This is a genomic window from Gordonia iterans (genome assembly GCF_002993285.1).
GTDB lineage: Bacteria > Actinomycetota > Actinomycetes > Mycobacteriales > Mycobacteriaceae > Gordonia > Gordonia iterans.
Genome location: NZ_CP027433.1, coordinates 988,091 through 1,000,469, shown reverse-complemented (window position 1 = coordinate 1,000,469; position 12,379 = coordinate 988,091). Strand labels below are relative to the sequence as shown.

The 12,379-nt window shown below is 69.8% G+C and carries 10 protein-coding genes and 4 tRNA genes; 5 read left to right on the top strand and 9 right to left on the bottom strand.

Annotated elements, in window-relative coordinates:
* Positions 1 to 3: 3 nt before the first annotated feature.
* The 3 genes from C6V83_RS04640 to C6V83_RS04630 all read right to left on the bottom strand — a co-directional run bounded on the left by C6V83_RS04640 (position 4) and on the right by C6V83_RS04630 (position 307).
* A tRNA-Phe gene (locus tag C6V83_RS04640) sits at positions 4 to 77 on the bottom strand.
* Between the two features lie 45 nt (positions 78 to 122).
* A tRNA-Asp gene (locus tag C6V83_RS04635) sits at positions 123 to 199 on the bottom strand.
* Between the two features lie 35 nt (positions 200 to 234).
* Positions 235 to 307: transfer RNA gene (locus tag C6V83_RS04630), tRNA-Glu, on the bottom strand.
* Positions 308 to 588: 281 nt separating this feature from the next.
* Between C6V83_RS04630 and C6V83_RS04625 the strand changes: the two genes are divergently transcribed.
* Both C6V83_RS04625 and C6V83_RS04620 read left to right on the top strand, forming a co-directional pair.
* The gene (locus tag C6V83_RS04625) at positions 589 to 1,227 is read left to right on the top strand and encodes a TetR/AcrR family transcriptional regulator (protein WP_105941407.1); all 639 of its coding nucleotides are present in this window, start codon (positions 589 to 591) and stop codon (positions 1,225 to 1,227) included.
* A 24-nt stretch (positions 1,228 to 1,251) separates the two neighbouring features.
* A tRNA-Lys gene (locus C6V83_RS04620) sits at positions 1,252 to 1,327 on the top strand.
* A gap of 21 nt (positions 1,328 to 1,348) precedes the next feature.
* On the opposite strand, the gene C6V83_RS04615 is transcribed toward C6V83_RS04620, so the two are convergent.
* The 3 genes from C6V83_RS04615 to C6V83_RS04605 form a co-directional block, all read right to left on the bottom strand.
* On the bottom strand, positions 1,349 to 2,200 hold the full coding sequence (locus C6V83_RS04615; RefSeq protein WP_105943718.1) for an alpha/beta fold hydrolase: 852 nt from the start codon (positions 2,198 to 2,200) through the stop codon (positions 1,349 to 1,351).
* 123 nt (positions 2,201 to 2,323) lie between these two features.
* Positions 2,324 to 3,223, bottom strand: coding sequence for a CopD family protein (locus C6V83_RS04610; protein WP_105941406.1), 900 nt, complete (start codon positions 3,221 to 3,223; stop codon positions 2,324 to 2,326).
* Between the two features lie 7 nt (positions 3,224 to 3,230).
* Positions 3,231 to 3,788 carry a copper resistance CopC family protein gene (locus C6V83_RS04605; protein WP_199832587.1) on the bottom strand — a complete coding sequence of 186 codons (558 nt, stop codon included), beginning with the start codon at positions 3,786 to 3,788 and terminating at the stop codon, positions 3,231 to 3,233.
* Positions 3,789 to 3,824: 36 nt separating this feature from the next.
* Here C6V83_RS04605 and C6V83_RS04600 point away from each other — a divergent pair, with 36 nt between their 5' ends.
* A complete protein-coding gene (locus C6V83_RS04600; protein WP_105941405.1) occupies positions 3,825 to 5,843 on the top strand; it encodes an NAD(+) synthase in 2,019 nt (672 codons plus the stop codon).
* Between the two features lie 271 nt (positions 5,844 to 6,114).
* Here C6V83_RS04600 and C6V83_RS04595 read toward each other — a convergent pair whose 3' ends face one another.
* From C6V83_RS04595 to C6V83_RS04585, 3 genes are all read right to left on the bottom strand, one after another.
* Positions 6,115 to 7,203 (bottom strand): hypothetical protein, encoded by a 1,089-nt coding sequence (locus C6V83_RS04595; RefSeq protein ID WP_105943716.1) that lies wholly within the window; start codon positions 7,201 to 7,203, stop codon positions 6,115 to 6,117.
* Entirely contained in the window at positions 7,196 to 8,887 is a 1,692-nt protein-coding gene (locus tag C6V83_RS04590; protein WP_105941404.1) for an Eco57I restriction-modification methylase domain-containing protein, read from the bottom strand. The genes C6V83_RS04595 and C6V83_RS04590 overlap by 8 nt, the downstream gene beginning before the upstream one ends.
* A gap of 70 nt (positions 8,888 to 8,957) precedes the next feature.
* Entirely contained in the window at positions 8,958 to 10,475 is a 1,518-nt protein-coding gene (locus C6V83_RS04585) for a WS/DGAT/MGAT family O-acyltransferase (RefSeq protein ID WP_105941403.1), read from the bottom strand.
* A 131-nt stretch (positions 10,476 to 10,606) separates the two neighbouring features.
* Here C6V83_RS04585 and C6V83_RS04580 point away from each other — a divergent pair, with 131 nt between their 5' ends.
* Both C6V83_RS04580 and C6V83_RS04575 read left to right on the top strand, forming a co-directional pair.
* Positions 10,607 to 11,122, top strand: a complete 516-nt coding sequence (locus tag C6V83_RS04580; RefSeq protein WP_105941402.1) for a nuclear transport factor 2 family protein — start codon at positions 10,607 to 10,609, stop codon at positions 11,120 to 11,122.
* A gap of 213 nt (positions 11,123 to 11,335) precedes the next feature.
* The gene (locus C6V83_RS04575; RefSeq protein ID WP_105941401.1) at positions 11,336 to 12,328 is read left to right on the top strand and encodes an acyl-ACP desaturase; all 993 of its coding nucleotides are present in this window, start codon (positions 11,336 to 11,338) and stop codon (positions 12,326 to 12,328) included.
* Positions 12,329 to 12,379: the final 51 nt, after the last annotated feature.

The window sequence follows — 12,379 nt, the reverse complement described above, 5'->3', positions numbered from 1 at the left end:
GCGTGGCCAGGGCCGGGATCGAACCGGCGACCTTCCGCTTTTCAGGCGGACGCTCGTACCAACTGAGCTACCTGGCCGTGGGGTGGCGGCTGCACGAGGCGTGCAACTCGCCGACGCCGAACTGGCGACCCTGACGGGACTCGAACCCGCGACCTCCGCCGTGACAGGGCGGCGCGCTAACCAACTGCGCCACAGGGCCTTGTTCAGTTTTCTTCGCGTGCGTGACGCGAAGCGTACCCCCTACGGGATTCGAACCCGCGCTACCGCCTTGAAAGGGCGGCGTCCTAGGCCGCTAGACGAAGGGGGCCCGCGTCCTCGTTGGGAGCTTGATCAGCGTATTGCACACCCGAAGCAAATCACAAATCGCCTGGTCCGGACACCCGCACCGCCCGTAGTCTGCAATCATGGCGCCGACGAGCGACGCACCGGATCACCGAGACGAGAAGAGCGCCCTCCCCGCCGCGACGGAAAGGACGCTCTGCCGCCTCCTCCCCGAGACGGGACGGACATCCGCGCCGACTCCCCGTGTACGGCGCGAACCCCTCATATCCGCCCTTACATTAACACCCGCCAGTACTATTTCGTCAGATGGAGGTCGGTGACGTGAACCGGAGACCGGGCCGCCCGCGCACGGCCGATCTCGCCGAACGGAAGCAGCGGCTGCTCGACGCCGCCTGCGCCGAACTGATCGAGAACGGGTACCCGGACTTCACGGTCGGCGCAGTGGCCCGACGGGCCGGCACGTCCAAGACCACCGTCTACTCCTGGTTCGGCGATCGCGACGGTCTGCTCCGGACGATGGTCGAAAGGAAGTACGCCGGCAACATCGCGTTCCTGGAGCACAGCCTGCACACCCGTGACGACGTGCGCACCATGCTGATCGGCTTCGGCACGAGCGCGCTCGGCAGCCTGCTGACCGAACTGTCTCTGGCGATCAGCCGCGCAGCGATGAACGACCCCGGCCTCGGCGCCCTCGTCCTGGCCGGCGGCGCCGACCGCGGCCGCCCGCTTCTCGCCGCCTACCTGCGGGCCGCCACCGAACGGGGCCTCCTGCACGTCCCCGACGCGGATGCCGCCGCCAAGGCCCTGTGGGGCCTCGTCGTGCAGGACGACCTGTCCTGCGCCCTGCTCGGCGACGACCCCCTGGACGAGCCCGCGATCACCGCGCGCGCCGAGTTCGCCGCCGACGCCTTCCTGCGGATCTACGGCCCGGATCGCGGGGACTGACGCGCCCGCGTTAGACTCTCCGGTGCCCCTTTAGCTCAGTTGGTAGAGCTGCGGACTTTTAATCCGTAGGTCGTCGGTTCGAGCCCGACAGGGGGCACCAGACCATCGCGGTATGCGGGCCTCACGGCAGCAGGACCGCGGGTGCACGACGCCGGGCGAGGACCGAGCGCACCGCGTCACCGAACGCCGGGATGAAGCGCTCGGCACCGAGCACACAGCAGGCGTGTCCGCCGTCGACCGGGAAGGCCAGGGCGTCGGTGATGTGCTCTTCCAGGATCGACTGCCGCTCCGGCGGCACCGTCTTGTCCTTGGTGGAGATCACCACGGCCGTGGGCACATCGATCTCGCTGAGCCACTCGCGCGAGTCGAAGTTCGACATCGCCTCGCTGAAGGCCCCCATCTTGCTCATCGGCGTCGAGAGGAACTGACTGATCCCCCACTTGGCCGGATGTCGAGACCAGTCGTCCAGGCGCTCGTCCGAGGGCACCGGCAGGAACCGGTCGAACCGCGCGGCGATCGAACCCATCCGGACGTCGCGAGCCAGTTCCTCCGGGTCGAGACTGGAGAAGTAGGGGCCGGTGGAGCACAGCACCAGGCCGTCGACGCGGTCGGCGTGCCTGCGCCAGGCCAGCTGTGCGATACCGCCGCCCATCGAGAAGCCGGCCGCGGTGAAGTGATCGATGCCCAGCAGGTCGGCCGTGGCGACGGCATCGTCGGCGCACGCTTCGAGGGAGAAGTCGGCCGAGCGGATGCCCCGCCCGTGCCAGCGGTGGTCGATGGTGATGACGCGGAACTCGCGGTTCAGCTCCGGGATCACCGGGTACCAGCACAGCAGACCGGTGGTGGCCACCGAGTGCAGCAGAAACACCACCGGCGCCTCACGGGGGCCCGAGTCGGTCACATAGGTGGTGCCGCGGCCCGGCAGCTCCAGATACTGGCCCGATGGCAGGTCGCGGACCGGATACGGCCGCATCACGTGTCCGACCGCGCGCTTGACCGAACCGAACTCAAAGGATGTCTTCCCCACGGAAATCAATGCTACTCCGCCGTAGCGAAGACGAACGTGAGAATGCTGAGCGCGCCGCTCAGGAAGTCGTCACGAGACGCCCGGGGCCGTGCCGGCCAGACCGGCCGCCAGACCGGCGACCGCCGACAGCAGCGCCACCTCGGCGACCGCTCGCCGTAGCGAGACCTGCTCGGAACTTCCGTGCCGCGCGGCCGCCGGCACCCACGTCCGACGCTGTGCCGCGCCCAGCGCCACCAGGACCGCGAACGCGACCGTCTTGGCCAGCGCCACCCGGCCGTACCCGGTGGTGAACCACTGCGCGCCCACGCCGATCTCGCCGATCGCGACGGGGATGCCGGTGGCGACCACCAGGGCGGCGGCGAGCAGCGCGTACCGGGAGTACAGCGGCAGGCTGCGCGACCATCCACCGCGGCCGCGCACGCTCACCGCCAGTGCGGCGAGCGCGCCCAGCCACCAGGCCGCGGCGAGGGCGTGGACGCCCACCAGCAGCGGGGTCCACAGGCCCGCGGCGGCGTGCCCGGTGGTGCTGACCGCCACGATCCCGATCGCGGCGACCGCGGCCACCGCCGTCGCCGGCGCGAACGGACGGTACGACCACGCCAGCACCACCAGCGCCCCGGCGACGCAGACCGCGAGCCCGAAACCGGACTCCAGCACCGGACGCAGCGCCGACACCGACAGCCGGAACGGCGGCACCCCGGCGCGCTCGGCAGCCTGCAGCCAGCCCGCGATCAGCGACGAGGCCGCCCAGAACCCGGCGGCTCCGGCGATCACCGCAGGCGAAGGCTGTGCCCGCAGCACCTCGAGGGAGCCGAGGCCGAGCAGCAGACAGGCGGCCGCCAGCGCCAGCCCGGACGGCCACGCCGAGTGCGCGGGACCGGCTGCCCCGGCCAGCACAGCGCACACCGCCAGCCCGGCGAGCACTCCGCCCACCGCGGCGATCAGCGGCCGGGCGCGCTCGCGCGTCACGACCGGCTCAGGCGCTGCGGCGACGGAGCAGCACGATCACGGCACCGGTGAGCACGAGCAGCACCGCCACCACGATCAGCACGACGGCCCACGCCGGAAACCCGTCGTCGCTCGCCGTGCTCTCCTCCGGTCCGGCGAGCGGCCCCGGCTCGCCGTCACCGGCCACCGACAACGTGAAGATCCGCTGTCCCTGCACCGGATGCCCGTCCGCCGAGGTCACCCGGAAATTGATCTCGTAGTCGCCGGCCGGGCCGAGCGCGTTGACCGGCACCGACACCGTGTTGCCCTCGACCGTCGGGTCGCCCTGCTGATAGAAGTGCCGATCCGGTCCGACCACCGTGAGATAGGCGAACTCCGGCCGGAGGTTCTCGTTGAAACTCACCGACACCACACCGGGCGAACGGTCGACGGTCTGCCCGTTCTCCGGGCTGGATCCGGTCGGTGCCGAGTGCGCCGCCGCGGTCCCGGCGAACACCAGCGCCGCAGCCATCAGCAGCGCCGCGGTCAGCGCCACCGCCGACGAGCGGAACAGGAACAGGGGACGAGCGGACGGCCGTAGGATCATGCGCCCCATGATGCCAGGTGCGGCTACCGTAGAGCCGTGTCGGTCTACTCTCACGGATTCGCCCGGATCTCCGCCGCCGTGCCGTTGCTCGCGCTCGCCGATCCCCGCGTCAACGCCCAGCGCACCGTCGAGCTGATCCGGCAGGCGGCGGACGACGGCGCAGCGCTCGTCGCCTTCCCCGAACTCGGCATGTGCGGGTACAGCGTCGATGATCTGGTGCAGCAGGACGCTCTGCTCGACGCGGTGATGGAGGCCGTCGGCGACGTGGCCGAAGCCACCGCGGGCCTGCGCCCGCTGGTCGCGATCGGTGCGCCGCTGCGCGTCGACGACGGCCTGTTCAACTGCGCCGTGCTGATCCAGGACGGGCAGATCCTGGGTGTGACGCCGAAGAGCTATCTACCGAATTACCGCGAGTTCTACGAGCAGCGGTACTTCGCGGCCGCGCGGGACGCCGTGGTCGACACCGTCGTCCTCGGCGGACGGGAGGTGCCGTTCGGCGCCGACTTGATCTTCGAGGCGGCCGATCTTCCGGGCTTCCGCGTCCACGCGGAGATCTGCGAGGACGGTTGGGTGCCGATCCCGCCGAGCACCGTGGCCTCGCTCGCCGGGGCGACGGTCCTGGTGAACCTGTCGGGCAGCCCGGTGACCATCGGCAAGGAGAGCTACCGCGAGGCCCTCGTCACCGGCCACTCGGCGCGCTGCGTGGCCGCGCAGGTGTACGTCGCCTCCGGTTTCGGCGAATCGACCACCGATCTGGCGTGGGACGGCGATGCGCTGATCGCCGAGAACGGCACGTTGCTGCAGCGCAGCGAGGCCTTCGCCATGCGGCCGCAGCTGATCACCGCCGACGTCGACCTGGACCGGTTGCGCACCGAACGCGCCCGCATGATCAGCCTGCGCGACCAGGTCGGCGACTACGCCGAGCAGGCGCGCGGCTTCCGCCGTATCGGCTTCACCCTCGGCGACCTCGATCAGCCGACCGGCGGCCTGCGCCGCACGGTGCCCCGCTTCCCCTTCGTTCCGTCCGACGACGCCGTCCGCGAACGACGCTGCCGCGAGGTGATGCACATCCAGGTGCAGGGACTGGCGCAGCGCCTGCGCGCCATCGGCCTGGAACGCATCGTCATCGGGGTGTCCGGCGGCCTGGACTCCACACTGGCGCTCCTGGTCGCGGTGGAGACCTTCGACCGGATGGGCCTGCCGCGCTCGGGCATCCACGCCTACACCATGCCGGGCTTCGCCACCGGAGATGCGACGCTCGCGCGCAGCCACGTGCTGATGGACTCGCTCGGCGTCAGCGGCAACGAGCTCGACATCCGGCCGTCGTGCCTGCAGATGCTGGCCGACCTCGGGCATCGGTTCGCCGACGGCGAACCGGTGTACGACGTGACCTTCGAGAACGTCCAGGCCGGCGAGCGCACCTCACATCTGTTCCGGCTGGCCAATCAGCTCGGCGGGATCGTGCTGGGCACCGGCGACCTCTCCGAACTGGCTCTCGGCTGGTGCACCTACGGCGTCGGCGACCAGATGTCCCACTACAACGTGAACGGCTCGGTGCCGAAGTCGCTGATCCAGCACCAGATCCGCTGGATGATCACCGCGGGCTCGTACCGCGAAGACACCACCGGAGCTCTCCGCGAGATCCTCGACGACGTGATCTCTCCCGAACTGGTACCCGCAAGCGAGGACGGCCAGGTGCAGTCCACCGAGGACGCCGTCGGCCCGTACGAGCTCCATGACTTCTTCCTCTACTACCTCACCCGCTTCGGCTACCGCCCGAGCAAGATCGCCTACCTCGCCGAGCAGGCCTGGACGGACAAGAACACCGGCGTCTGGCCGTCGATGATGTCCGACGACGAGCGCCACGCCTACGACCCCGCCACCATCCGAGGGTGGCTGGAGGTGTTCCTCACGCGCTTCATGGCGAACCAGTTCAAGCGCACCGCGATGCCCAACGGCCCCAAGATCGGGTCGGGCGGCTCGCTCTCCCCGCGCGGCGACTGGCGCGCCCCGTCGGACGCCCCGTCGACCGCCTGGCTCGACGCCCTGGACTGACTCAGCTCCATCGACGGTCGAGCGAGCCCCTTCTCGACAGTCGCGCGAACGACACTCTATCGACGGTTGAGCGAACGACACTCTATCGACGGTTGAGCGAACGACACTCTATCGACGGTTGAGCGAGCACCCTTCTCGACGGTTGAGCGAACGACACTCTATCGACGGTTGAGCGAGCGAAGCGAGTCGAAACCACACCCACACCCACACCCAGGCGAGTGGTTTCGACTCACTTCGTTCGCCGGGCTCAACCGGCACACCTCGACCGCTGTCAGACCGGCGCGTCCCGACGTCGTCGTCGTGCGTGGACGTGCCGATTGACCGGGGTGGTGTCCAGGATCCGCTCGACCATCGACTTGAGGAAGCGGGCCGGATCGAGTTCCGGAGGCACTGCGTCGTGCCGGAGCGTCACGGTCGGCAGCGTCGCCGTCGGAAGCGTCGTCGACGACGCCGGGGCACCCGGTGCGGCGTCGGCGGGACCCGCGACCTGCTCCCAGATCCCGGGGATCGTCGGCTCCGCCATGGCGTCGTCGTCCTCGGCCTCTCCGGACGATTCCTCGTCTGCCGGCCCCGCCTGGATGAACGGATCCGCATCCTCGTCGAGGCCGTCCGGACCGGTGATCAGACCGTCGTCGTAGTCGAGCATCAGCAGACAGGTGGCGTGGTAGGCGTCGTCCTCGCGGCCGAGCTTGCCCAGCAGGTCGATCAGCCAGTCCGCGGTGTCCGGCTCTTTCACGAGGATGTCCGAGCGCAGGCCGAACACGAAGCCGAGCGCCGCGAGCGGATGCCGCAGCCGGAGGTTCTTGGCGTCGCCGTACGACTCCTCGACGCGATTGGCCGCGTTCTTCCCGTACGACGAGTCCATGCGCTTGGTCGAGATCAGCAGTTCTGGACCGGTCGCCCAGTCCGACATCACCACGTCCACCTGCTTGGTGTAGTTCTTGCCGAGGATGTTGGCGCTGGAGGCGGTGACGCCGGGGACCGACTTGCGCCGCAACCGCGCCTCCACCAGGGAACGCTCCTTCTGCGGCAGGGCGGCGAGGAGATTGGCGACCGCGGCCGGCAGCACGCGTGGCATCGTCGCCCGCGGCCAGGTCGCATCGGAGTCGAAACCGGCGCGGCGCAATTCGTAACTGAGCCACACGTCGATCGCGAGAGCGGGTACCCCGGACTGGGTCTTGGCACCGAGCGCGAGCGGCACCCCGAGCAGGCTGCACAGCGTCGGATAGTCGGGCCGGTAGTCGAGTGCTCCCTCAGCGGTCCGGCGCCACGGATTGGTGTGCTCGCCATCGGGAGCCGCCTCGGCGACGATCCGATCGAACCCGGCCCACGCGTGATCTTTCATCGTCGGTTCAGGCACGTCGTCGGCCTCGCTCCGCGCGCCGGGTGGCCAGCTCGGCGCGGGCTCGCCGTACCGCGGCCAACCCGGACACGTCGAGTGGCGCCGACTCGCCCGCACGCCCACCTCCGAAGAGCACCTCGTCCACCAGCGCCACCGCGCCGGCCAGATCGCGCGCCGCCAGCGTCGCCGCCACCCGGGACCGCACCGCCGTGAGCGCATCCGCCCGCGCCTCGATCGTGGCGGGCGCCGGCTGCAACCATCCGTCGGCTTCACGCGGCTCCATCTTCAGGATCCCGCCGCCGTACGAGCGGCCCACCAGCTCCGCGTGCAGCAGCGTGACCGAGTTCAGGCTCGCCAGCGGCAGCAGCCGCCGCCCGAGGTCGCGGACCTCCTCGCGCAGGTACACCCCGTGTACCGAGTTGAGGTGCCGCGCACCGGCGGCGTTGGTCGTCAGCCGCGGAGTGTCGGCGTTCATGCAGGTCAGCAGTAAATCAGCCGGATCGAGCAGCGGTACCCGATACCACGGGCTGCGCACCCGGCATTTGTACGCGGTGTCCACGCCCAATGCCTCGCCGGTATCGATGTATCGCTTGGCCGCGGCCGACGGACGAGCGCCCGGCGCGAACAGCCGCGTCGACTTGCCCGCCTCGCCCAGCGCGGAGAGCCCGGACTCGGTGAGCTCCAGCCCGCGCAGGTGCGCGCTGCCGGGCGGTGACACCGTCAGCAGTTCCCGGGCAGCGAAGCCGAGCGCCGCCGCTCGTTCGGGCGGCATGGTGAAGAAGCGGTTGTTCCCGGTGACCATCCCGAGGGTGGTCTCCCCCCACTGCGACAGCTCGGCGAAGTCTCCGGCGCCCGCGGCCGCGGTCAGCGCCTCGAGCGCGTACGGATCCACCAGACCGCCGGTCCACTTCCCGGCGGGATCGGCGGGCCTCCAGCGGCGGCCGCTCGCCGAGTCCGCGAGCGCGGCGGCGTCCCGGACCGGCCGGACCACGGCGTGATCGGCCGGCCCCGCACCGTAGCCGTCGGCCAGCACCAGGACCACCTCGGTCTCGGCGTCGGGGAACAACTGCTCGTCGAACAGCACCAGCTCCACCGAGGAGAAGCTCTGGAACAGGTGCCTGCGCACGGGTGCGGCGTAGTTCACCGACATCAGCTCCCCGGGCAGCACCAGCGCCAGGCGTCCGCCCGGCCGCAGGAACTGCATGGCGTGCACGGTGAACGCCGCCCAGCTCGACGCGAGCCCGGACAGCGCGACTCCGGCCCGCAGCGCCGCCCGCCGGGCCCGGGCCCGCGGCTCTCCCGCGAAGTCCTGAAACCGGATGTACGGCGGATTCCCGATCACCGCGTCGTACCCGGCCGACGGCTCGACGGCGAAGAAGTCGCCGACGGTCAGCACCGGCTCGCCGCCGACCGCACGCACCCGACGGACCGCCTCGCCGGCGCTGGGTGGGTGGATCTCCACGCCGTGCACCTCCGGCGCGCGCCCCTCAGGCCCCAGGGCACGCAGACGCCGCGCAGCGGCGACCATGAACTCGGCATCGCCGGCCGACGGCTCGAGCACGCGGTCGGCGCCGTCGCGCACGGCCCACGCCGTCATGAAATCGGCGACCTCGGGCGGGGTGAAGAACGCACCGCGGGCCTTCCGCCGCGGTGCGGTGTCGTCAGCGCTGGCCGGCACCGGGCCCTCTCCCGTCACGATCATGCGGTCGATGGTCGCACGAGCCGCCGACAATCGCCGTCGTGCACCGTGCGGCGAGTCCGGAGGCGGCGAGTCAGGACTCGGCGTCGTCGCCGTGGAGTTCCACCGCGATCTCGTCGATCTCGGCGTTCTCCACCGCCTCGCGGATCACCGCATCCATCGCCTCCCCGACCTGTGCCGCCGACTCGTCGCGCTCGACCGCAGCGATCAGTTCCGCGAGCTGAGCCTCGAAGGCGTGGCACAGGTCCCAGATGTCCGGTGTGAGATCGGCGCAGGTCAGCAGCCCGACATTGAGCTTGTCCCCGGAGGAGAAGACAGTGATGTTGAGTCCGAGTCCGTGGAAGATCGGCGCCAGCGGATAGACCGCCTCCACTTTGGCGCCCAGGAAGTACATGTCGAAGGCCGGGCCCGCCACATTGGAGATCACCGCGTTGAAGATCGGCGGATGCAGCACCGACAGGCGGCGATCGGCGTAGAGCCGCATGAACGCGCCGAGCGTGTTGCCGGGCGCGAACTCGGCGAACGCCCGCAGCAGGTTCGGCTCGACGTCGTGGTGGTGCGCCTTGGCCTGGTTCGCGTAGATCCCGGCCACCCGGATCCGCTCCACCGGGTCCTCCACCGGGGTCGGCAGCCGAGTGAACATCCCGGTCACCTTGTTGGTACCGGTCACGATCAGGTCGGTCTCGTCGGAACCGCGCACCGACACCGGAACCATGCCCACCAGCGGCCCCTCGGGCAGTTCGTCGCGCACCACGAGGTAGTCGCGGAGCGCGCCGCCGGTCATCGCGAGCACGACGTCGTTCATCTTGACGCCGTAGTGGTTCTTGACCCGTTTGACGTCGGCCAGCGGCAGCTGCGTCAGCGCGATCGCTCGGCGCGGCGTGAGCGGGGCGTTGAAGCGAGTCCGCGGAGCCAGGAACGGGGCGGGCATGCCGTCGCCGGAGCGCACCCGCTTGACCCACTCGACCGGCACCGGCAGCGTCTTCGGGATCAGCTTGAGCGCGGCGATGGGCCGCTGCATGAAGAAGTTCAGCGCGCCGCCGACCGCCATCTCCGCGCGGGGGGCCGCGCCCGCGGAGATCGCCACCAGGTCGGGGTCCAGCGGCGGCGGATCGGGAGTCGCCGTCGCCAGCTGACCGAGGATGTCGGCGACGGTCGCGCCGTCGACCGACGCGTGATGCATGCGGAGCATCAGCGCGATCCGGCCACCCTCCATGCCCTCCATCACCCACAGGTCCCACAGCGGCTTCTTCCGGTCGAGCACCTGACCGACCAGGTGGCTGCACATCTGCGCCACCTCGTCGATCCGTCCCGGCGACGGAATGGCGATCCGGTGCACGTGCCGCTCGATGTCGAAGTCGGCGTCCTCTTGCCATACCGGATGGTCGACATTGGTCAGCGAGTCGGCGATCTTGCGCCGCAGCACCGGCATGCCCTTGACCCGGCGCGCCATCTCGGCCCGCAGCTTCTCGAAGCTGTACCCGCCCGGGATCGTCGTCGGATCCACCTGGAGAATCGCCGCAACGTTCATCACCTGCGACGACGTCTCCAGATAGAGGAACGAAGCGTCCAGTCCGCTCAACCGCTCCATGTCACGCCCACTCCCTGTCGTGAAGATGTTTCCCACCCCGCCCGTGCTCTCCCCGGCAGGGTTTCCGGCTCAACTGTAGACCTGCCGGAGCGCACCGCACCGGCGAGCCGGGAAGGCTATTCTCACCCATTATGAGAACACGTTTCAGTTCTGCCGAGCTCGACGAGGCCTTCGCCGGATTCCAGCGCACGGTCGCCGAGGTGGCCGTGAGCCGCGACTGGGACCGGTGGGCCGATCAGTTCACGCCGGACGCGTCGTACCTCGAGCACGCGTACGGCGTGTTCGAGGGACGCGAACAGATCCGGGCCTGGGTCACCAGGACCATGGCGGCGTTCCCCGGCAGCCACATGACCGGATACCCGGCGCTCTGGCACGTCTGCGACGAGGCCACCGGCCGGGTGATCTGCGAAGTGGACAACCCGATGCGGGACCCGGGCGACGGCAGCGTGCACACGGCCACCAACATCACCATCCTCACCTACGCGGGCGACGGGCTGTGGAGCCGCGAGGAGGACGTCTACAACCCGATGGAGTTCGGGGCGATGGCCTACGCGTGGTGCGAGCGCGCCACGGCCTGCGGCACCCTCGACGAGCCGGCGCAGCGCTGGATGTCCACGTACGGCCGGGCCTTCGCGCCGCGGGCCTGAGACGCCCAGGAGCTGAGGCGACGCCGACCTACGCATCCGTAACATCGAGCCGGTGTCGGGACGACAAGCACTATGCGAACGACCCGTGACTTAGGTCGTGAATCCGGGCGCAGAGACTTGGGACCACCCCGCAGTTGACGTAGCCTGGAATCAGTAAGCCCTGCTGACCCCGTGCGGCGCCGGCGGGAGAGCCCCCGATCAGAGGAATCACCGATGGCACGTGTACTCACGCAACTCGAGCTTCTCCAGGAGCTGGAGCCTGCCGCCGAGAAAGAGGTCAACCGGCACCTCAAGGTGGCGCGCGACTGGAACCCGCACGATTACGTCCCGTGGGACGAGGGCCGCGACTACGCCGAACTGGGCGGCGACGACTACGACCCCGAGCAGTCGCAGCTGAGCGAGGTCGCCAAGGCCGCGATGATCACCAACCTGCTGACCGAGGACAACCTGCCCTCCTACCACCGGGTGATCGCCGACAACTTCTCCATGGACTCCGCATGGGGACACTGGGTCGGCCGCTGGACGGCCGAGGAGAACCGTCACGGCATCGTCATGCGCGACTACCTCGTGGTGACCCGCGGCGTCGATCCGGTGGCCCTCGAAGAGGCCCGGATGATCCACATGACCAACGGCTACGACCCGATGCTCGCCGCGGCCGGGCGCACCGACGAGCTCGAGGAGTATGCGGACGAGCTCGGCATCCTGCACTCGGTCGCCTACGTGACCTTCCAGGAACTGGCCACCCGCGTCAGCCACCGCAACACCGGCAAGGCCTGCGGCGATCCGATCGCCGACAAGATGCTGCAGCGCATCGCCGCCGACGAGAACCTGCACATGATGTTCTACCGGAACATCTGCGGCGCCGGTCTCGACCTGGCGCCGGACCAGACCCTGCGTGCGGTCACCGACATCGTCACCAACTTCCAGATGCCCGGCGCCGGCATGCCGAACTTCCGCCGCCACGGTGTCCTGATGGCCAAGCACGGCATCTACGACCTGCGCCAGCACCTCGACGAGGTCGTCATGCCGGTACTCAAGAAGTGGAACATCTTCGACCGCAACGACTTCAGCGCGGAAGGCGAGAAGACCCGCGAAGAGCTGGCCGCATTCCTCGAGCAGCTCGACAAGGACGCGGCCCGCTTCGAGGAGATGCGCGACCGCGCGCTGGCCCGCGAAGCCGCCAAGGCCGCCAAGCAGGCTTCCTGAGTCAGGCGGAATCCGCTGACGCTCGACACGCACGTCCCGGACAGCTTCGGC

Coding starts and splice junctions, on each gene's coding strand:
- C6V83_RS04625 (WP_105941407.1), top strand. CDS start 589: ATGGAGGTCGGTGACGTGAACCGGAGACCGGGCCGCCCGCGCACGGCC.
- C6V83_RS04615 (WP_105943718.1), bottom strand. CDS start 2,200: ATGCGGCCGTATCCGGTCCGCGACCTGCCATCGGGCCAGTATCTGGAG.
- C6V83_RS04605 (WP_199832587.1), bottom strand. CDS start 3,788: ATGATCCTACGGCCGTCCGCTCGTCCCCTGTTCCTGTTCCGCTCGTCG.
- C6V83_RS04590 (WP_105941404.1), bottom strand. CDS start 8,887: ATGATCGTGACGGGAGAGGGCCCGGTGCCGGCCAGCGCTGACGACACC.
- C6V83_RS04585 (WP_105941403.1), bottom strand. CDS start 10,475: ATGGAGCGGTTGAGCGGACTGGACGCTTCGTTCCTCTATCTGGAGACG.
- C6V83_RS04580 (WP_105941402.1), top strand. CDS start 10,607: ATGAGAACACGTTTCAGTTCTGCCGAGCTCGACGAGGCCTTCGCCGGA.
- C6V83_RS04575 (WP_105941401.1), top strand. CDS start 11,336: ATGGCACGTGTACTCACGCAACTCGAGCTTCTCCAGGAGCTGGAGCCT.